Annotated in this window: 19 protein-coding genes and 1 riboswitch; of the genes, 15 read left to right on the top strand and 4 right to left on the bottom strand. The window is 38.6% G+C overall.

The window, feature by feature from the left end; genetic code table 11:
• Positions 1-23: 23 nt before the first annotated feature.
• Positions 24-341 (bottom strand): carboxypeptidase regulatory-like domain-containing protein, encoded by a 318-nt coding sequence (locus DBR40_RS22300; RefSeq protein ID WP_124561947.1) that lies wholly within the window; start codon positions 339-341, stop codon positions 24-26.
• A 438-nt stretch (positions 342-779) separates the two neighbouring features.
• Between DBR40_RS22300 and DBR40_RS22295 the strand changes: the two genes are divergently transcribed.
• From DBR40_RS22295 to DBR40_RS22265, 7 genes are all read left to right on the top strand, one after another.
• Positions 780-1,316 carry an AAA family ATPase gene (locus tag DBR40_RS22295; protein WP_124562091.1) on the top strand — a complete coding sequence of 179 codons (537 nt, stop codon included), beginning with the start codon at positions 780-782 and terminating at the stop codon, positions 1,314-1,316.
• 187 nt (positions 1,317-1,503) lie between these two features.
• Positions 1,504-1,602: riboswitch (TPP riboswitch) on the top strand.
• A gap of 56 nt (positions 1,603-1,658) precedes the next feature.
• A complete protein-coding gene (locus DBR40_RS22290; protein ID WP_124561946.1) occupies positions 1,659-4,106 on the top strand; it encodes a TonB-dependent receptor in 2,448 nt (815 codons plus the stop codon).
• Positions 4,107-4,226: 120 nt separating this feature from the next.
• Positions 4,227-4,871 (top strand): thiamine phosphate synthase, encoded by a 645-nt coding sequence (locus tag DBR40_RS22285; RefSeq protein WP_124561945.1) that lies wholly within the window; start codon positions 4,227-4,229, stop codon positions 4,869-4,871.
• Positions 4,872-4,931: 60 nt separating this feature from the next.
• On the top strand, positions 4,932-6,224 hold the full coding sequence (locus DBR40_RS22280) for a hypothetical protein (RefSeq protein ID WP_124561944.1): 1,293 nt from the start codon (positions 4,932-4,934) through the stop codon (positions 6,222-6,224).
• Between the two features lie 63 nt (positions 6,225-6,287).
• On the top strand, positions 6,288-6,848 hold the full coding sequence (locus DBR40_RS22275; RefSeq protein WP_124561943.1) for a thiamine pyrophosphokinase: 561 nt from the start codon (positions 6,288-6,290) through the stop codon (positions 6,846-6,848).
• Positions 6,845-7,339: a GNAT family N-acetyltransferase gene (locus DBR40_RS22270; RefSeq protein WP_124561942.1), complete on the top strand. Its 495-nt coding sequence runs from the start codon at positions 6,845-6,847 to the stop codon at positions 7,337-7,339. The genes DBR40_RS22275 and DBR40_RS22270 overlap by 4 nt, the downstream gene beginning before the upstream one ends.
• Positions 7,340-7,500: 161 nt before the next feature.
• The gene (locus tag DBR40_RS22265; protein WP_124561941.1) at positions 7,501-8,448 is read left to right on the top strand and encodes a TPM domain-containing protein; all 948 of its coding nucleotides are present in this window, start codon (positions 7,501-7,503) and stop codon (positions 8,446-8,448) included.
• Between the two features lie 94 nt (positions 8,449-8,542).
• Here DBR40_RS22265 and DBR40_RS22260 read toward each other — a convergent pair whose 3' ends face one another.
• Entirely contained in the window at positions 8,543-10,984 is a 2,442-nt protein-coding gene (locus DBR40_RS22260) for an outer membrane beta-barrel protein (RefSeq protein ID WP_124561940.1), read from the bottom strand.
• Positions 10,985-11,382: 398 nt separating this feature from the next.
• Positions 11,383-13,062, bottom strand: coding sequence for a dipeptidyl-peptidase 3 family protein (locus DBR40_RS22255; RefSeq protein WP_124561939.1), 1,680 nt, complete (start codon positions 13,060-13,062; stop codon positions 11,383-11,385).
• Between the two features lie 167 nt (positions 13,063-13,229).
• On the opposite strand from DBR40_RS22255, the gene DBR40_RS22250 reads away from it, so the two are divergent.
• Positions 13,230-14,012: an N-acetylmuramoyl-L-alanine amidase gene (locus DBR40_RS22250; RefSeq protein WP_233603959.1), complete on the top strand. Its 783-nt coding sequence runs from the start codon at positions 13,230-13,232 to the stop codon at positions 14,010-14,012.
• 163 nt (positions 14,013-14,175) lie between these two features.
• Here the strand turns inward: DBR40_RS22250 and DBR40_RS22245 are convergent, their stop codons facing one another.
• Positions 14,176-15,831: a glutamine--tRNA ligase/YqeY domain fusion protein gene (locus DBR40_RS22245; RefSeq protein ID WP_124561937.1), complete on the bottom strand. Its 1,656-nt coding sequence runs from the start codon at positions 15,829-15,831 to the stop codon at positions 14,176-14,178.
• A gap of 262 nt (positions 15,832-16,093) precedes the next feature.
• Between DBR40_RS22245 and DBR40_RS22240 the strand changes: the two genes are divergently transcribed.
• The 7 genes from DBR40_RS22240 (at position 16,094) to DBR40_RS22210 (ending at position 20,048) form a co-directional block, all read left to right on the top strand.
• Entirely contained in the window at positions 16,094-16,513 is a 420-nt protein-coding gene (locus tag DBR40_RS22240; protein ID WP_124561936.1) for a cobalamin B12-binding domain-containing protein, read from the top strand.
• Between the two features lie 3 nt (positions 16,514-16,516).
• A complete protein-coding gene (locus tag DBR40_RS22235) occupies positions 16,517-17,296 on the top strand; it encodes an enoyl-CoA hydratase/isomerase family protein (RefSeq protein WP_124561935.1) in 780 nt (259 codons plus the stop codon).
• Positions 17,297-17,451: 155 nt separating this feature from the next.
• Positions 17,452-17,658, top strand: a complete 207-nt coding sequence (locus tag DBR40_RS22230; protein WP_158674115.1) for a response regulator — start codon at positions 17,452-17,454, stop codon at positions 17,656-17,658.
• A 141-nt stretch (positions 17,659-17,799) separates the two neighbouring features.
• Positions 17,800-18,849, top strand: a complete 1,050-nt coding sequence (locus DBR40_RS22225; RefSeq protein WP_124561934.1) for an AI-2E family transporter — start codon at positions 17,800-17,802, stop codon at positions 18,847-18,849.
• 72 nt (positions 18,850-18,921) lie between these two features.
• The gene (locus DBR40_RS22220) at positions 18,922-19,188 is read left to right on the top strand and encodes a YtxH domain-containing protein (RefSeq protein ID WP_039474732.1); all 267 of its coding nucleotides are present in this window, start codon (positions 18,922-18,924) and stop codon (positions 19,186-19,188) included.
• 52 nt (positions 19,189-19,240) lie between these two features.
• Positions 19,241-19,624, top strand: coding sequence for a phage holin family protein (locus DBR40_RS22215; protein WP_124561933.1), 384 nt, complete (start codon positions 19,241-19,243; stop codon positions 19,622-19,624).
• Positions 19,611-20,048, top strand: coding sequence for a hypothetical protein (locus DBR40_RS22210; RefSeq protein ID WP_124561932.1), 438 nt, complete (start codon positions 19,611-19,613; stop codon positions 20,046-20,048). The genes DBR40_RS22215 and DBR40_RS22210 overlap by 14 nt, the downstream gene beginning before the upstream one ends.
• Positions 20,049-20,130: the final 82 nt, after the last annotated feature.

The raw sequence follows: 20,130 nt of genomic DNA, 5'->3' as shown, positions 1-20,130 counted from the left end.
TATCTTTTCTTTTGTTAAAACACCTACTGTTGTAATTTAATTTCGCCTAAATCTGTAGTAGCACTATCTTTCACTGCCACCTTTTCAATAACAGCATCTTTGTACGGCGCGTTGGCCTGTATCCAAACTGTATAAACGCCTTCTTTAAGGTTAGAAAAGGTGAAAACTCCCTGGCTCAACTGTGCCTTTAAGGTATCGGTTCCGGCTACAAGTGAAACAGAAGCAGCAGCATCTGAAGGAGTGATTTTACCAATAATTCCGCCTAACTTAATATTTGTATAGGCGATTGCCCCCAGGGCAAAAACAATGAGCAGCGCTAATATTGCACATAACTTTTTCATTGGTTTAGTTTTTAATTTTCAACTGTCTAAAATAAATAACACCAATTAGTACAAATAGTTTTAAATAATGAACAGCCAAAATTCAAAACGTACTAATAATTATACACAATAGTAGTGCCGAAATATACAATTGTAATCTGAATGTTAATAAGTGTTAAAATAACACTAAGAAACTGCCCTCAGAAGTCAGAATTAAGTCACGAAGTTGTGATGTTCGCAATATTGGCAATAATGTTGTAATAAGTAGAACATATATGCGTTTTGTATATACTTTAGACAATGATCTAAAGCTTCCTCCGCGGATTAGTTACCCGCCATGAGGATTTCTTCATAAATAGTTTGTTTGGTTTATTATCCGGTTAGAGGAGCCCTCCTCAACCGGATTTTTTCTTTTAAGGCATTTTCTTTTACATTTGAACCTTGTCAGAATACATTTACGTGAATAAAAATATTAAAAAGATCGCCGTTGTTGGTCCCGAGAGTACAGGTAAATCAACACTGTCTCAATTATTGGCCAGGTACTATAAAGTTTCGTGGGTACCTGAGTACGCCCGCTATTATTGCGAAAACCTGGTTACAGATTATACCTTACAGGATGAGGAGAACATGTTTTATGGTCAGGTGGCACTCGAAGATGCTATCCTTGCCGTAACAGAAAGTGATTTTATTATTTGCGATACCACTTTTATAACGGTTAAAATATGGAGCGATGAAGTGCTGGGCAAAACCCCGCAATCGGTTTTGGATACCCTACCCAAAAGGCCCTACGATTTATATCTGTTAATGGATATTGATTTGCCCTGGCAAGATGATCCGCTGCGCGATTTCCCCAACCAACGCGAATACTTTATGGAAGTATGGCATAAAGAACTAAAAGCACTCGATGCAAATTATGTAGTAATTAGTGGCCTGGGCGATGATAGGTTGGCCAATGCTAAAAAAGCAGTTGACGATTTTTTAGCTGGATCAGCATAATAAATTTTCGAATATTGCGATTACGCCGTCAATTTTTTGAACTTTTAGCCCCATAATATCACAATATCCGCCCGAATTGCCAAATATTCCCTACATTTGCACCATCATTAGGGGTGCCTTGTTTAAATAAACACAAAAACAGGCTGAGAACATACCCATTGACTTGAATAACCAAATCAAAATATTCAATTTTCAAAAACTGAACATTGAAATTTGATTATTGGAATTTTAAAGTCATGCACCTGATCCGGGTAATGCCGGCGTAGGGATTGGAGTTATGGAAGTTTAACTAAAAATCGGGGAAACCCCTTTTTCCGGTTGGTTTAACTAAAAACAAGAACATTGAAAAATTTACTATTTGCAGCGCTTGTTGCAATATTGCCTTTCTTTGCATCGGCACAACTTGCTGTTACCGGCAAGGTAACGGACCAAAACCGTAATGCCCTACCTGGGGCCACCGTTAAAATAAAAAATAAGAAAACCATTGTATTGAGCGATGCAGGCGGAAACTTCACCCTATCAAACCTCGCTGATGGAAAATATACCTTTGTAGTGAGTTATGTTGGGTACAAAACTGAAGAAAAAACAGTAACCCTTTCGCAAAACAGTACGATAGATTTCTCTTTAACCGCGCAGAATTTTCTGGCCGATGAAGTGATTGTAAGGGCAACAAGGGCCACCGAAAAATCGGCAACTACTTATAAGAACATTGGCAAAGAAGAAATCCAGCAAAATAACTTTGGCCAGGATTTACCTTTTATTTTACAGAATACTCCAGGTGTGGTAGTTAATTCGGATGCAGGTGCTGGCGTTGGTTATACCGGAATCCGCATACGGGGAAGCGACAATAGCCGCATTAACGTAACGGTTAACGGTATTCCAATTAACGATAGCGAAAGTCAGGGAACATTTTACGTAAACATGCCCGATTTTGCTTCATCAGTTGATAATGTTCAGATTCAGCGAGGAGTAGGTACTTCGACCAATGGAGCCGGTGCTTTTGGTGCCAGCTTAAACATCCAGACTACCGCCAGCGAAACCGAACCTTATGCAGAAGTAAATAGCACTTATGGTAGTTTTGACACCTGGAAAAACACCGTAAAAGTTGGAACAGGCTTAATTAACAACCGTTTTAGTTTCGATGGCCGTTTATCGAGAATCAGTTCTGATGGCTATGTAGATCGTGGTTCATCTTTACTTAAATCTTATTTCCTTTCAGGTGCATACCATGGTAACAAGGATTTATTGCGCGTAAATGTTTTCTCTGGTAACGAAAAAACTTATCAGTCGTGGAATGGCATTCCGCAATCGCGTTTAGAAAATGATGTGGCTGGCATGAATGCCTATATAGCCCGGAATGAGCTTAGCGCGGAAGACGCAGCTAACCTGTTAAACTCAGGAAGAAGATATAACAGTTTCTTATACAATAACCAAACTGATAATTATGTTCAAAACCATTATCAGTTAATTTATGCGAGACAGTTCTCTGATCAGTTCTCATTTAACGGAGCGCTACACTATACCCAGGGCTCAGGCTACTACGAAGAATACCGTGTGCAGGATCAACTAAAAAATTACGGCTTAAATCCGGTTGTTATTGCCGGTGGTACGCCAATTACCAAAACAGATTTGATTCGCCGCCGCTGGTTAGATAACGACTTTTATGGCGTTACCTATGCGTTTAACTATGTTCCGCAAAAGAACCTCAACTTTACGCTTGGTGGTGCATATAACGAATATAAAGGTGCACACTTTGGACAGGTTATCTGGGCACAATATGCCTCAAACGGCAATATAGACAGGCATTATTATGATAACGATGGCTTTAAAACAGACTTCAACACCTATGCTAAGGTTAACTACAGCCCTATAGAATCGTTAAGCTTGTTTGCTGATTTACAATACCGCCGCGTTTATTACGATATCGCCGGAACTGAAAACAAATTGAATTCACTCGCCATAAATAAAACTTTAAATTTCTTTAATCCTAAGTTTGGCGCTACTTACTTCATCAATCCCGAAAGTAATGTATATGCCTCATTCAGCGTGGCTAACAAAGAACCTAACCGTGATGATTATACCGATGCTTCGGTAGCAGGTATTTCGCCTAAACCAGAACGCTTAAGTGATATAGAATTGGGATACAGATATAAAGACGACAAATTAAACATCGGCGCAAATGCTTATGGTATGTTCTATAAAAACCAGTTGGTGGTTACCGGCCAAATAAATGATGTTGGAGCCAGTTATCGCCAGAATGTTGATAAAAGTTACCGTTTGGGTATAGAGCTGGATGGTGCCTACACCATTAGTAAACAGTTTATATTAAACGCCAACGCTGCATTAAGCCGCAACAAAATCAAGAATTTTACGGAGTATTATGATGATTACGATAATGGCGGCAAGGTAGTAAACAACTACGAACTTCCCGATATTTCGTACTCACCGCGTGCCGTACTTTTTGGCGAACTGGTCTACAAGCCGGTTAGTGGTTTTGCGGTAGCCTTACAAAGCAAATATGTAAGCAAGCAGTATTTAGATAACACCCAAAATAACGATCGTACAATAAATGGTTATTGGGTAAGTAATGCACGTTTAGGTTACGATTTCAAATTTGCCGGGGTTAAGAACATTAATCTGGGTTTATTGGTCAATAATATTTTTGATAAACGCTACGAGAACAATGGTTATACTTATGGCTACCAATTGGGCGGCAGCAGGGTTACCGAAAACTTCTTTTATCCACAGGCAGGAACCAACTTTTTATTAAGCCTGAATGTGAAGTTTTAAGAAAGCCCGAAAGCTGAAAGGCTAAAGCATAAAGACCAAAGTATAAAATCGCCATTGAGGACAAACGCTCAATGGCGATTTTGTTTATATTGCAACCCCGATCCAGAACAATAGTTTAACATGAAATACATCGAAAAGCTCCACTACATCACACACGATATTCCACACCTCTCGCACATAGAGCAGGCACAACTGGCATGCGAAGCAGGAGCAAAGTGGATACAGTACCGTTGCTTGAGCAAAACCGATGAAGCACTTTTGGCCGATATAAATACCATTGCCGAAACCTGCGATGATTGGGGTACTACACTAATCGTTACCAATCACATTCATTTAAATGGCAAGGCCGATATACAGGGCTTTCATATTGAGGATATGGATGCAGATTTCGCTGCTATCCGCAACCAGATTGGCAACGATATTACGCTGGGTGGATCGGCAAATGCGATAGAAAACTTAATTCGTTTAGCTAAGCAGGGCGTAGATTATGCGGGCTTCGGGCCATTTGCTACAACCGAAACCAAGCCAAACAATTTGCCTCTGTTAGGAGTAGAAGGTTATTACAAAGCAGTGCAAGAACTTAAAGCGGCAAACATTCAACTACCCGTTTTGGCGGTAGGCGGCATTAAAATTTACGATGCTGAAGCCTTAATGCAAACCGGTGTTTATGGTATTGCCGTTTCCGGAGCGATAAATTTTGCCGATGATTTTATAGAAGCTTATCAGGATTTTTACACTTCAATTAAAGAAAGTGCTGTGAATTAGCTACTTGTAATTTGAATACGCGTTAGATATTTTTTAGTTTTGGGATAAACCGAAACCAATATGTCAGAAAACGCTCTTCAAAACAATGCCCACTGGGGTGTTTTAAAAAAAATCTCTTTTAGGTTCTTCTTCATTTTATTGCCGCTGTTTATTTTCCTGAACAATAACGGGGCTTTTCCTTTTATATCAGGCCTGCTGCAGTTGCCAGCGCTGGTCCTTCACAAGTTTATCCCGTGGTTTTCTGAACATGTTATTCATTATAAGTACGATTTTAAAATTTATACCAATGGCAGCGGCGATACATCCTACGATTGGATATTGCTGCTTTTTATATTTCTTGTTTCACTAACGGGCTGTATCATTTGGTCTCTTTTCGACCGCAAGCGCAAGAGTTATAATGCTGCTTATTATTGGCTGGTAGTCCTGATCAGGTTTTACCTGGCTTTTACCCTCGTGCTATACGGCTTAATCAAAGTCATTAAACTCCAGTTTCCCGATCCTTCTTTAAACCGTCTGCTCCAACCTTTTGGCGATGCATCGCCTATGGGCCTGGCATGGACTTTCCTTGGGTTCTCCAAAGGCTACAATATTTTCATGGGCATTATAGAAGTTTCTGCAGTGTTACTCTTATTTCGCCGAACCATAATTGTAGGCGCTTTTCTATCACTTGCAGCAACTGCTCATGTAATGTCGATGAATTACTTCTTCGATGTGCCCGTAAAATTACTCTCTACAGCCCTTGTTGTGATGAGCCTTTTTATATTGGCACCTCATTTCTTAAAATTATACCGTTTCTTTATTCAATATGAAAGTGCGCAATTAGATAAGATGTACAAGCCAGTTTTTAAAAAGCGATGGCTCTACTTTTCGGCTTATGGCATAAAATACCTGTACATAACAGTTTCCTTTGGTACTTTATTGTATACGTTTAACCAGCAAAGAAAAACTTACGGCGGCGATGCACCCAAACCATTTTTATATGGCATTTACAATGTAGAAAGCATGAGGCTTAAAGGCAAAACACTTCAACCTTTAACTACCGATAGCACCCGGTGGAAACAAATGGTGATTAACTATTCTGGTTATGCCCGTATAAAAACAATGAACGACAGTACCTTTAACTTCTCAACAGTGTTTAATACAAAAAAGCGGGAGCTCACATTAGGCTCGGTAGATAAGGAGTCCGCTCAATATATTTTAACTTACCAGCTTATTGGAAAAGACAAACTGATTATTTCTGGCCTAAAAGGCAAAGATTCTATCACAGTTAGTTTTAAAAAGAAGGATCTGAAAGATTTTAGGTTAATTAACAGGGGCTTTCGCTGGGTAAATGAATATCCTTACAACCGTTAACCATTTTACATCTGGTTGATTCTTCGTACACCATACTTAATGTGATTTTTTTATATTCGCAACATGTCATCACATCACATTGTAAAAGAGAAACAAGAACCAGCTTTGTATATCGACGAGCTTGGCAATTTTAACGAAGAGTTTTTAGGACAGCTTTTGGAATGGAGCCCAACACTTTTGGTTAATGGCGACAACTACGACAAAATAGTCTCATTAGGCCTGAAGGTAGATGTTTTGGTAAACGGCACCAATCACGACGTTCAGGAAGATACCAAAGTTGTTCAGGGCCCGGTTGATGCATTAATGGTAGCTATCAACTTCTTATTTGAAGAAAAATATCCGGCAGTTAACGTGATTGCCCAAAAGTTCGACTTAGAAAAATTCGCAGGATTTGAAGATAAAATTAACCTGGTAGTATTTACAGAAAGAGCTAAACACTATCCTATTAAATCGGGCTTTTCTGTTTGGAAACCTGCTGGCAGCGAATTCTTAATTCATGGTAACCGTTACCTGGAGGTAACCAACCTGATGCAAACCGAAGAAGAAGTTTTCGAAGTGGTGAACGATGGCTTTGTAGAATTTACCTTTTCTGGACAACCTATTTTTATTAGCGAACCGATATGATTACCCTTAGAAAAGCAAAAGAACAGGATATAGAAATCATCAGGGATATTGCCGCAGCAACCTGGCCATCAACCTATCTGGATATTATTGGTCAGGCTCAGATTGATTATATGTTAGATAAAATGTACAACCAGGGCGAGCTGCTGAAACAATTGATGGAAGGCCATATTTTTTTGATTGCCGAAGAAGGCGAAAATCAATATGGTTTTGCGGGCTATTCCATTATCGGCCACGAAGAACGTATTTACAAATTACACAAACTATATGTGCTGCCATCAGCTCATGGTAAAGGCGTAGGTAAGATTTTGATTAACGAGGTTTTTAATCAGATAAAAGATGCCGGAGGAACGGCTTTACAGCTTAATGTTAACAAACACAATAAGGCTAAAGACTTTTACTTAAAAGGGGGCTTTACCATTAAAGAATCTGTAAAACTCGATATTGGCGAGGGGTATGTTATGGACGATTATGTAATGGAATATAAATTCTAAATTACTGTCCCGGATAGCCGTAAGCAACATAAATACTTTTATACGCCTTTCATGAAAATGAGGGGCGTTTTCAATTAAATTAAAACGAGTTCATTCTCCACTTCCATTAATGCATAGTTTTAAGAAAAAATAATTATTAAATTGGCTCTATAATTTAAATCATGAAATATATATTATCGCTCCTACTAATTTTCGTAACGTTTACTACATTTTCGCAAATACCAAAACCTTTAAAAGACACTTATGTAAATGATTTTGCAAAAGTGCTTTCTAAGTCGGAAATTAAAAAATTAAACGATACCATTAAACAAATCGAAAAAAAATCAGGTGTACAACTTGCACTTGTTATTGTAAATAAAATACCAAAGGAATACGATATTGAAGAATATTCGTTAATTATTGCCCGCAGATGGAAAGTTGGCAATAAAGAGGATGGTTTAGTTTACGTTGCCGCAGTAAAGCAACGAAAGCAACGACTCGAAGTAGCCTATAACCTTGAAACTATTTTTAATGCTGAAACCAGTCAGGATGCACTAGCTAAAACAAAGGCACATTTTCGTCTAAAAGATTATGGAAAGGGCCTCTTTGCATTGGTGTCCAATATTGCTTTTAAACTTGATAGTGCAGGCTATGGCGAACCGCCCGCAGTACAATCTCTTGTGGCTGTTGATAAACAGGAAGCCAAAACTGTTAGCCATCAAAAATCTGACCACAGCTTATCATTGCTTGGTTTTTTTGGGATTGCATTTGCAACAATCGTAGTGATGCTCATTATCAGACTTTTTAGACGAAGACCAAGCGGCCCTCCGCAGGTAGGAGGTGATTATGGAGGCTATAATAACGGTTATGATGGTGGCTACAATGGCGGTCGCAGAAGCGGCATGGGCTCCTTTTTTGCGGGCGCAGCAACTGGTTATTTCGCGAATAGTTTTTTAAACAGGAATAGATATCACAATAATGTTCCCCCTCCTCAACAAACACAACAGGAAGAACGTCCAAGCAACGAAAGTAATTTCGGCGATTGGGGATCATCCCGTGATAATTCATCGAACGGTAACAGTTCTTCAAGTGGTGGATTTTCAGGCGGAGGGGCTAGCTCAGACTGGTAAAGAACAGCCAATATTATACGCACGATTTATCGCCGTTCACCAAAATGAACGGCGTTTATTTTTATCAATAATTTCTTTTTGCAAAATAGGTGGGTTAATTCTTCATCCTTCCCTGTTCTGCTTCTGTACCAGTAGTGCGGCGGCGTGCAGGCTTGATTTCATTTTTACCAAAACGATAAGTAAAGCTGATCCGTCCAACACGGGTTTCGTTTTTTTGATGCACAGTATAGGTCAAACCTGGATATGCGCTCGATAAGTTATTTTCCGACATATTGAATATATCAGACAGCGCCAGTTTTAAACTTGCCTTTTTGTTAAACAGCGTTTTGCTTAAACCTGCATCGATAGAATAACGGGCTTTTAAGCTAAGGGTACCATAATCAAGAGGCGATTCGTAGTTCCCATTTAGCTCTGCCGTAAAGCCGTTTACAATAGTAAAGGTTTGCTGCGATTTAAACTGGAAAGATGTTTTTCCTGTTTTCAGAGCGCTTCCCGCTAAATCCGGAGCTTCGAAACTCAGATAAAAAACATTCAAATTATTATTGGTTTGCCACCATTTGGTAATCTGAACTGGCACATTTAAGTTGGCATTGTAACTGATATTGGTAGCGATATTGGCATTGGTTTGATAAAGTGCTTTATTTACAGCATCTGGTAAAATCACTTCAGCAATTACATCATTTACCCGGCTATAGCCGATAGATAATATATATTTCTGCAACAGGGTATAGCTGAGTTCAAAATTATGCGTATACTGAGGATTTAAAAAAGGATTTCCTTTGCTGTAAGTATATTGATCGAGATAATAAATAAAAGGGTTTAAAGCATCATAACTCGGCCGGTCTATCCTTCTGCTGTACGAAAAACCCAGCTGATTGTTTTTAGAAAGGTTTTGTTGCACAAATAGTGTTGGGAAAAAATCCCAGTAATTTCGTTTTACCACTGTATTGGTTGTTACTAAATTTCCTTTCGAATTGGTTTGTTCCATCCTTAAACCAATCTGTACACTGGTATTTTTAAACTGCTTGTTTAAGTTGGTATAAGCGGCGTTTACATTTTCATCGTAAATAAACTGATTACTGCGGCGTACATCGTTTTGCCAAACATTATTCACAAATTCCTCAGCCTGCAAGTCATTGTCGGTTTTAACCCAACTACTCTTAACACCAGCTTCGAGTTTAACCGTTTTACTTAACGATACATTATAATCAACCTTAAAGGCTTTAATATCTATAATTGATGGGGTGTTGTTTCTAATGTAACTGATGGGGCGAATCCGGTTTCCATTAGCAAATAAATAATCGTTTGCGTAATCAGAACCATCGTTCCCATTGTATTTAGAATAATCTACATCCGCCGAAATTTCTGAACCAGCAGTATCTAAAACAGATTTATAGTTTAAATTGTAAGAAACGTTGTTGTACTTATTTGTTTGCAGACTGTTTGAAATCAATGTAGAATCAATTTTTTGAAAAGACGGACCGATTAAGGTATTGTTTCCTGCAGCTTCGGTGCCATGGTTAAAATAACCGTTTACCAGTAAACCAATAGTATTTTTCTTATCGATAAAATAATCTAAACCTGCCTTAAAATTATTGTTATACTGTTTCCTGTTACTCTCGCCAACCTGCATAAAGTAAGTATCTGGCGTTCCGTTCGAAATCCGGTCGATTGCGATCAGGTTATCACGCTCAAACTTACCATAGTTATAATTACCAAAAAGATTTAGCTTCTGCGTACGGTGATTCAGGTTTAAACCTGCATTTGCCCTCAGGTTTTTACCATAACCCAGCGAACCATTTACACTACCATTCGTTCCACCGTTTTTATTCTTTTTGGTTTTAATATTAATAATTCCTGAATTACCCGATGCATCGTATTTGGAAGATGGATTGGTAATCAGCTCGATACTTTCTATGTCGGAGCTCTGCATGTTACGCAGCAAGTTGGCTACATCGGCACTGCTCATGTAGGTTTGTTTTCCATCCAGCTGAATCAGTACGCCTTGTTTACCCATCATCGAAATTTTATCATTCTGATCGACCGTTACACCCGGTGCTTTCTGTAAAACCTCTAATGCCGAAGAACCCGTCATGATAGAACTGTTAGAAACATTCATCACAATTTTATCCATCTTTCTTTCAATCAGCGGCTTGGTAACGGCTACGTTTACCTCCTTTAAATTCTGTGCAGTCGCAACCAGCTGAGCTGTGCCGAAATCAATTTTCTGATTGTCTTCAGCTACCGTAACGGTTTTACTTTTAAAGGTTTTATACCCCATGTTGCTGGCTTTGTAAAAGTAACTTCCTTTGCCCGGTACTATAAAGCCAAACGTACCATTTGGATCGGTAAAGGCTGTTTTAACGATACTCGAATCTGCTGCTTTGAAGAGCACTACGGTAACATAATCTGCCGGTTTATTGTTTTCATCCAGAATTACCCCGCTAATATTGGGCTTAGCTGTTGTTTGGGCAAAAAGCTGTGTAGTGGTAAAAAAGAAACTAAGGATGAATGATATTTTGTATAAATTTTTCATTGGTCTGGTTTAAATATTTTAAAAAAATCGGGCAAAAAAATTTCCATAACGCCTGTACAGGCATTTTCCATTTATTGCAAATCATTTTAAAGTTTAGTTCGGAAACGAAAGGTTTCCATGATTTTGTTATAGATAAGACGACCGTTTTTTTAAAAGGTTACAGGAAATTTGAAAAAGTCTTTAGTCCTAAGTCTGGAGTCGGCACTTCGATGACTAAAATTTTGGTGCATAGAAAAATAAGCATACTACAGTTAACCGATTAACCAGTTTAAACAATTAATACAAATAACCAATTTGCAATTACTAATGACCAGTGAACAAATGAACCAAAAAAAAGCCACAGAACAACAAGTTTGCACCTGTTGTTCTATGGCCTTTGAATCTCTTAATGAGAAATATTATTTTACCCCCAACACATCAACACCCTGTTCAAAAATAACATCAACCGGGATATTCTTTTTGGTTAAACGATCTAGGTCTGTTTGCAATTCCGGATGGATAATGGCTTTTTCTTTTTGTGCCTTTTCTACTGCAACTTTATCGCCATTGCCCTGAAGCGTAATGATGAATGCACTTAACTCGTTCATGGCAGATGCAAATTTGTCGAAATTTACTTTGTAAGTTCCTTTAGCCGTACGCTCAAAGGCACCTTTTTCCTGAAAGTAATTAAAGCATTGCATATTGGCTTTACCGTGCGCTTCCGAAACGCCAAAGCGTACCGAGCGTAAAATACCAGCCATAAAAGTGGTGTAATAATCTTTTATATCGCCCTGTAATTCACCTTTTTTAAGCAGGCCTGTTACCATATACAAACCTAAAATATCGGCTTTACCTTCTTCCAGCCAGCTGTATTGTTCTTTTAAAGCCGCACGAACGAAGCCTTTACCGGTTATTGTTTTCTTAATACCTAAACCATGCGCAACTTCGTGGAACATTACATTGGCAAAAAAGGCATCGAACTTAATGTATTTTTGTTGCTCGGCATCAATCAGTTCTTTCGAAATAGGGACCAGTATTTTGTCGAATTTTGCCTGCATTGCATTTTTCAGCTGCGAGCGACGGGTGCCTTTTTCCTGCTGTATTTTCTCGTCGTTGGGTAAGTTAACAGCAATTGTTTTCGATCCGGCATTGCAATCGCCGGCATAATAAACCACATCGTATGCATTTAATTCAGAATCCGTTCCCGGTGTTTCGGTTTTGTATTTTGCTTCAACAGGTAAATTTTTCTGCAATTCGGGCAGCATTTTTACATACTTGGCTAAACGCTTGCTCCACTCTTTATCCTTAATCAGAACATAAGCCTCGTAACTGGTGCGCGCATTGAAAAGTTTATCTTCATAATTCTCAATCGGGCCAATAATGATATCCAAACCATTGGTTTTCATATCCAACCAGGCATAATCACTAGCTGTAAAATTATCGGTTACCAAGGCATCAGCCCTTAAATTCAGATATTTTTTTAGGCCGGCATCTTCAGCTATTAAGGCTGCCTGTTTCAATAACGAACTTACTTTCTGCAACTCAGCGGCAAATAAAACATGGTAAGGCACGGTAGATAATTTGCCCGTGCTATCTTTCCTGATAACCGAATAAGCGCCAAACTTATCAGCCAGATCAGATTTTTCTACTGCTTCTTTGGTAATACCATAAGGGTAGAACGTTGCACCTTCAGGCTTTACGCCAACTCCCTGTACAAAAGGCTTATCATTATTTAACCTATCCCACGGACCGTAGTTGATGTTTACAAAATCGCGTGTTTTTTCATCTTTGATGGTAGCCAAAAGACTATCGCGTTGCGGGTATACCTGTTTCCAATACAACTCGTCCATGATTTCTGCCGCCTGAATAAGTAGCGGCAATATTTTACGGTCGTTAACGCTTAGCTGGTTAATGTTGGTGGTTAGTTTTACCTTTTCGTAAATCGGCAAACGATCGGCCACATAACTGGTCAGGCTGTCTTTTTGTACAGCTCCGTTTTTATCATCAGCAGGTTTAGAGCCCCCACCGCAAGCAGACAACGCAGCTACAGAAACAGCCAAAACCGGCAAAAGTATAGTTGATTTGTATAAATTCTTCATATTAAAGTATATCGCCGCTAAATTAGTAATTTTTGAAAGCTTTGTATAAAGTTTGATGCATTGGGCGAAGTTTAGCCTAACTTTGTAACTTCATTCTTTTAATCAACATGCCTATGCTGTTTTCTAATTTATACAAAACCTCTATCATAACTGCTTTTTCTCTAACAATGGTTTTAGCCTCATGTACCACGAGCAAGTATGCGGCAACCGAAAAAATTTATAAGGACAAAGCAAAAGGTTTTGCAGAAATTATTGGCACTGTACCTCCAACAGGGCAACTTTATGATTCATTAAATGCAACAAACCAACAGTGGATTGGTTCTGTAAATTTTGGGATACGTAAACCCAATTTTGTAGTGATACACCATACCGCGCAAGATAGCCTGGCACAAACAGTTAAAACCTTTTTTTCAACAAAAGCCGGCACCAGTGCGCACTATGTTGTTAGCCGCGATGGCAAAGTAGTACACATGGTAAACGATTATTTGCGTGCCAACCATGCCGGTATAAGCAAATGGGGCAAAGATACCGATCTGAATTCTTCTTCTATTGGTATCGAACTGGATAATAATGGTTTAACCGATCCATGGCCCGATGCACAAATTAACAGCCTCCTTAAACTATTGGCTACTTTAAAGAAAACTTACGGTATCCCGACTGCCAATTTTATTGGTCATGCCGATATTGCGCCGAAGCGTAAAAATGATCCTAAAAACTTCCCCTGGAAAAAACTGGCCGATAAGGGCTTTGGCTACTGGTACGATGATGTGTTGAAAAACCCACCTACCGATTTTAATACCGAAATGGCTTTAAAATATATCGGTTATGATACCAGCAACCTGCCTGCTGCAATTACCGCTTTCAAAATCCACTTCATTCAAACCGATATTACATCGACACTTACACCTGTAGATATTTTGGTGCTTTATAATGTGTATACGAAATACTAAAAGATGGGAAAAGGATGATGGAAGATGTAAGAGGGGGAATTCATATCATACACTGTTAACCAGTTTAAACAATTAACCGATTAACCCCTATTAACAAGAAAGCACAGACAAACCACGTTAATCCGTGTTCATCTGTGCCTATCTGTGGTTAAAATAGCTAAAACTAATTTGGTTTCTTAAACGTATCTTTTAACGTAACCGTACGGTTAAATACCAGTTTATCGGCTGTCGAATCTTTATCCAAACAGAAATAACCTTTACGGATAAACTGATAACGGCTTTCTAAATTGGCATCGGCCAAAGCTGGTTCAATGTAAGCGTTTGGCAATACCGTTAAGCTCTCGGGATTTAAATAATCTTTAAAGTCGCCTTCTTCTGCATCAGGTGTTTCTGAAGTAAATAAACGCTCATACAAGCGGATTTCGGCAGTTTTGGCATGTTGTGCACTTACCCAGTGTATGGTTCCTTTCACATTTATTCCGCTGGTATCATTTCCGCTCTTCGATTCAGGAATATAAGTACAACGAATTTCGGTAACGTTACCGTTTTCATCTTTCACAAAATCCTCACATTTTACAATGTAAGCAAATTTTAAACGTACCATTGCGCCAGGCGCCAAACGGAACCATTTTTTAGCTGGCACCTCCATAAAATCTTCACGCTCTATCCAAAGTTCGTTGCTGAAAGGAATTACACGGGTACCACCGCCATCTTCTGCTTCCGGGTTATTTTCGCCAATTAAATCTTCCGAATTTTTATCATAATTGGTAATAACCAGTTTAATCGGATCTAAAACCGCCATTACACGGTTAGCGCTTTTATTCAGGTCTTCACGAATACAGAATTCAAGCAAACTCAACTCAATTAAATTTTCGCGTTTAGCAATACCAATACGTTCGCAAAACTCGCGAACACTCTTTGGCGTAAAACCTCTTCTGCGCAAACCCGAAATGGTTGGCATGCGCGGATCGTCCCAACCGTTAACCAAATTTTCGTTAACCAGTTGCAGCAGCTTACGCTTACTCATTACTGTTGAAGTAAGGTTTAAACGTGCAAACTCATATTGTTTGGAAGGGAAAATCTCTAATTTTTCGATAAGCCAATCGTACAGTTCGCGGTGCGAAACATACTCGAGGGTACAAATCGAATGGGTAATGTTTTCAATACTATCGCTTTGCCCGTGTGCAAAATCGTACATAGGGTAAATACACCATTTATTACCGGTACGGTGGTGCTCAGCATGTTTAATGCGATAAATAATCGGATCGCGCATTAACATATTCGGGCTTGCCATATCAATTTTTGCCCTTAAAATATAAGCACCATCAGCAAACTCGCCATTTTTCATTTTCGTAAAAATGGCCAGATTTTCTTCAACACTGCGATTGCGGTATGGGCTATCCTGTCCGGGTTCAGTTGGCGTACCTTTTAGGGACGCAATTTCATCAGCAGAACTTTCATCAACGTAAGCTAAACCTTTTTCAATCAACTTAACGGCAAAACCGTATAACTCATCAAAATAATCCGATGCATACAATTCGTTTTTCCAGTTAAAACCCAGCCATTTAATATCTTCCTGCTGGCTGTTTACGTATTCTGTTTTCTCCGTAACCGGATTGGTATCATCAAAACGCAGGTTGGTATACCCGCCATATTTTTGTGTTAGTCCGAAATTTAAGCATATCGCTTTCGCGTGGCCGATGTGTAAATAACCATTTGGTTCTGGCGGGAAACGCGTAACCAGGGTTTCATACTTACCACTATTTAAGTCGTTCTCAACAATTTCTTCAATAAAGTTCAATGACTTCTCTTCACTCATAAAAACCTGTAAATTAGGAATGCAAATGTAAAAAGATTGAGCGGATTTATACAATGATTAAAGGTTTATTAGCCCACAGTTGTTAGTTAATAGCGCATAAACCTATTACTTACAGATTAAAAGCTAAACAGAGAATTATTTCAGCCCTGCTTACAGCTGTAAACCATTGCGATAACTAATAGACTAGAAACATCTTCTGCAAAGGTCTTATTGCACAATTGCTTAATAAATTCAATACATTTACAACAACTTAATATTCATTATGAGCAAAGTATTAAACCGGCCAATTCGTGTTTTGGTGGCTAAAGTTGGGTTAGATGGCCACGACAGAGGCGCAAAAGTGATTGCAACCTCTTTAAGGGATGCAGGAATGGAGGTGATTTATACAGGCCTTCGTCAAACCCCCGAAATGGTGGTCAACACTGCATTACAGGAAGATGTTGATGCCATTGGTATTTCTATCTTATCGGGTGCCCATATGACAGTTTTTCCTAAGATTATTCAGCTGATGAAAGAAAAACAGTTAGACGATGTGTTGTTAACAGGCGGAGGAATTATTCCAGAAGCCGACCGTTTAAAACTGGCTGATATGGGTGTGGGTTCGCTATTTCCGCCAGGCACAACAATGGTCAGCATTGTGACATATATACAGGATTGGGTTACAGAAAACAGAAATTTTTAAGCTATGGCATACCAGAATTTAATCTCAGAAATAAAAGAACAGGTTTTATACATTACCATTAACCGCGAAAAGGCACTAAATGCGTTAAACAAAGATACTTTAGCCGAACTGGCAGATGTAGTTGCATTTGCAGATCGAACAACAGAAGTAAGAGGTGTGATTATTACCGGTGCCGGCGAAAAGGCATTTGTTGCGGGTGCCGACATTAAAGAGTTTTCTGATTATGATGGCGAACAGGGTGAAGCACTGGCAAAGCAAGGGCAAGATGCTGTTTTTAATGCAATAGAAAATTCTACTAAACCATTTATTGCGGCCATTAATGGTTTTGCGCTGGGCGGCGGATTAGAACTGGCCATGGCGTGCCACATGCGCATAGCTTCCGAAAACGCAAAACTGGGGCTACCCGAAGTTACCTTAGGACTAATACCGGGTTATGGTGGCACACAACGCCTTACACAACTGGTTGGAAAAGGTAAAGCCATAGAAATGATTATTACAGCCAATATGGTTACAGCTACCGATGCATTGCAGTTTGGATTGGTAAATTATGTGGTGCCACAAAGTGAGCTAATCTCTAAAGCAGAAGAAATTTTCAACGCCGTTAAGCAGCGTGCGCCACTGGCGGTTTCTGCCGCTATTAAATCGGTTGTTGCAGCTGTAAACAATAATGATGGGTATGCTACAGAGATTAAAGCGTTTGGAAAATGCTTCGAAACAGCCGATTTTAAAGAAGGAGTAGCTGCATTTGTAGAAAAAAGAAAGGCCGTTTTTAGAGGCGAATAGCCAATTGTAGTATTAATTCGAACTCAATACAACAAAATATTGCAAAAGTTTTTCAATTTAATTTTTTTAAGTAGTTATGCGCTATCTAAATTGTTAATCCAGAGCGCTCCAATAATTAATTGGTTGATTATTTGAAGCTCTTTTTAGCATAAAGAATGCTATTAGAGAAAAATAAAATACTTATAGTAGATAATGAGATAAATATCGGGTTACTGGTTTCAACATTTTTAACCAAAAATGGCTTCGAAGTTTCGAGTACAGGATCCGGTGCAACAGCGCCCTCTGTTTTAAAGGAACAGGCCTTCGATTTGGTATTGTGCGATTACCGGGGCTGGAAGATATTGACGGGAGAGAGATTTTAATAAAAATAAAAGAAAACTACCCAGCCACCAGTGTAACCATTATTACTGGTTACTCGGGTATTAATATTGACGAACTAAATTAAAATTAGGTAAAACAAAACCTGCCAATTTCACATTTAAAGAATACCAAGCATTTAAATTATGTCAGTATTCTCATATAAGCAACGTAACAACATTAACCTTGTTATCATTATTGCCCTCGGGATATTAATTGCCTACTCATTACAAAGTATTTTCAGTGCCATTTTAAGTACACTTGTGCTTTACACCATTATGCGCCCTGCCTATATCCACCTGGCAGAGAGGAAAGGATGGAACAAAAGACTGGTTGCCATTTCGCTAATTGCCATTAGCATAATTTTAATTGTACTGCCATTTTATGCCTTAAGCAGCATGGTAATCAGTAAAATTTCAGAGTTGAGAAATAATGAAATTTTTTTCAAAAACCTGCTCGTTAAATTACAACATCTTATTCCCATAAAAATTAACCAGGATTTAATTCAGGAAGGTATGAACAGGCTGGGCAACTGGGCTACGCAATTATTCCCATCTCTGATTTCGAGTGCAGTAAATATTATTTTAAGTCTGCTGGTGATGTACTTTTTACTCTACTTTATGCTTATTGAGCGCAAAAAATTCGAATTTTCGTTAATTAAATACGCACCGTTCAGAGAACAAAATGCCCTACGCTTTGGTGATGAAATGAGGAACACAACCTATGCCAATGTTTTGGGACAGGGCTTAATTTGTCTGGTTCAAGGCTCATTGGTTAGTCTTTCTTTTCTTATTTTAGGATATAAAGACCCGCTTTTTTGGGGCATAATTACTACTTTTATATCGTTTGTACCGGTTTTGGGACCACCAGTAGTTTTTGTTCCGGCGGCCATTTTGCAGATTGCAAATGGCAATAATTTTGCCGGCTGGGCCATGCTTGTTTTTGGTTTTGTGGTTATTATCAATATCGATAATGTACTGCGCTTTATCATTGCAAAAAAAATTGGCAATATCCACCCAATAATTACTGTAATTGGCGTAATTATTGGTATCCCTTTATTCGGTATATTGGGTCTTGTTTTTGGCCCTTTACTACTATCTTATTTTATACTGCTTGTTAAAATTTACGAAACGAGTACGCTCGCATCAGAGAGATTGGAAAGAATTAAAACAAATAATGAGCATATGGAGTTATAATATAGCTTAACAATAAAATAATGTAGTAGTTTTATATTGTACTTAATTGTTAAACCTTAAAATAGATTAATTATGAATGATAACTCAAAAGTTGTAGTTGCGCTTTTAGCAGGATTAGCTGCAGGTGCAGCGCTAGGAATTTTATTCGCACCAGATAAAGGCGAAGAAACGCGCGACAAATTAAGCCAATCGTTAAAAGATTTAGGCGATTCGATTAAAGATAAAGCTGCTGATGAAATTAATAACCTGGCTAGCTTAAAAGATAAAGTAGTAAGCTCTATCAAAACCAAATTAAGAAGCGTAGAAGAAGAGTATAGCGACGACGTAGAACACGCTTAAGAAATAAACAGGTATAGCCGGGCATTTGCCCCTGTTAAATCTCATCTGAATTATGCAGGAAGAAAATAAAGACAAAAGTATAGAAGATCTGGTAGATGATGCCAAAGGCTTTTTAGAAGCCCGGGTAGAGTACACCAGGCTTTATCTTATAGAAAAAGTATCCAAGGTTTTTGCAGATCTGGTAACAAGCACTGTTGTTATCGTTTGCTTTGTATTGGCCTTTTTGTTCGGTTCTGTTACGCTTGGGCTTTACCTGGGTGAGGTTTTACACAATTATGCCGCTGGCTTTGGCTGTGTATCCTTACTTTACATCTTAATTGCGGTAATTGTATATTTCACAAAAGATAAATACATCGAAAAAGCAATCATCAATATTGCCATAAGAAAGTATTTCGATAAACTAGCAGATAAGGAGGAAGTAGATGAGAAGCTATAAAACCATCAGAAACCTCGAAGACCTGCAGGCTAAAAAACTTGAGCTAAAAGTGGAATATACCCTGAAGCAAAAAATGCTAAAGACAGATGCTAAAGCGTACTTTCACCAATTTACTTTAGGCGCGCTGATTAAAAGATATGCTACACCCAGCAATTTGTTCAAGGCCGATGAAAAGCTGAACATCAGTAGCACAGCCATGTCTTTGCTTTTACCTATGATTATGAATAAAACCATCTTTAGAGGTGCTGGTTTTTTAACTAAAGCAGCTGTAGGATTGGTTTCCGGAAAACTGGGAAAATCGCTTGATGCGGAACACCTTTCTGCCATTTTTAATTCAGTAAAAGGCTGGTTCAGTAAAAAGAAAGAGAAAAAAGAAAAGAAGTTTGTCGATTATGGCATCCCGCCAGATAGTGAAACTTATTAGTTCAATAGTTCATTAAGTCATTAGTGAACCAGGAGCAAAACCATTTAAACAAAAAGCCACAGATAGACTGACCCCAAAAAGT

Origin of the sequence: Pedobacter sp. KBW01, from assembly GCF_003852395.1 — a bacterium.
Taxonomy (GTDB): Bacteria; Bacteroidota; Bacteroidia; order Sphingobacteriales; family Sphingobacteriaceae; genus Pedobacter.
This window is presented reverse-complemented; position numbering and strand designations above follow the sequence as displayed.

Bases quoted from the DNA above. Each gene is read 5' to 3' on its own strand.
- DBR40_RS22300 (WP_124561947.1), bottom strand. From the start codon at position 341: ATGAAAAAGTTATGTGCAATATTAGCGCTGCTCATTGTTTTTGCCCTG.
- DBR40_RS22285 (WP_124561945.1), top strand. From the start codon at position 4,227: ATGAAATACATCGAAAAGCTCCACTACATCACACACGATATTCCACAC.
- DBR40_RS22280 (WP_124561944.1), top strand. From the start codon at position 4,932: ATGTCAGAAAACGCTCTTCAAAACAATGCCCACTGGGGTGTTTTAAAA.
- DBR40_RS22275 (WP_124561943.1), top strand. From the start codon at position 6,288: ATGTCATCACATCACATTGTAAAAGAGAAACAAGAACCAGCTTTGTAT.
- DBR40_RS22270 (WP_124561942.1), top strand. From the start codon at position 6,845: ATGATTACCCTTAGAAAAGCAAAAGAACAGGATATAGAAATCATCAGG.
- DBR40_RS22265 (WP_124561941.1), top strand. From the start codon at position 7,501: ATGAAATATATATTATCGCTCCTACTAATTTTCGTAACGTTTACTACA.
- DBR40_RS22260 (WP_124561940.1), bottom strand. From the start codon at position 10,984: ATGAAAAATTTATACAAAATATCATTCATCCTTAGTTTCTTTTTTACC.
- DBR40_RS22255 (WP_124561939.1), bottom strand. From the start codon at position 13,062: ATGAAGAATTTATACAAATCAACTATACTTTTGCCGGTTTTGGCTGTT.
- DBR40_RS22250 (WP_233603959.1), top strand. From the start codon at position 13,230: ATGGTTTTAGCCTCATGTACCACGAGCAAGTATGCGGCAACCGAAAAA.
- DBR40_RS22245 (WP_124561937.1), bottom strand. From the start codon at position 15,831: ATGAGTGAAGAGAAGTCATTGAACTTTATTGAAGAAATTGTTGAGAAC.
- DBR40_RS22240 (WP_124561936.1), top strand. From the start codon at position 16,094: ATGAGCAAAGTATTAAACCGGCCAATTCGTGTTTTGGTGGCTAAAGTT.
- DBR40_RS22235 (WP_124561935.1), top strand. From the start codon at position 16,517: ATGGCATACCAGAATTTAATCTCAGAAATAAAAGAACAGGTTTTATAC.
- DBR40_RS22230 (WP_158674115.1), top strand. From the start codon at position 17,452: ATGCTATTAGAGAAAAATAAAATACTTATAGTAGATAATGAGATAAAT.
- DBR40_RS22225 (WP_124561934.1), top strand. From the start codon at position 17,800: ATGTCAGTATTCTCATATAAGCAACGTAACAACATTAACCTTGTTATC.
- DBR40_RS22220 (WP_039474732.1), top strand. From the start codon at position 18,922: ATGAATGATAACTCAAAAGTTGTAGTTGCGCTTTTAGCAGGATTAGCT.
- DBR40_RS22215 (WP_124561933.1), top strand. From the start codon at position 19,241: ATGCAGGAAGAAAATAAAGACAAAAGTATAGAAGATCTGGTAGATGAT.
- DBR40_RS22210 (WP_124561932.1), top strand. From the start codon at position 19,611: ATGAGAAGCTATAAAACCATCAGAAACCTCGAAGACCTGCAGGCTAAA.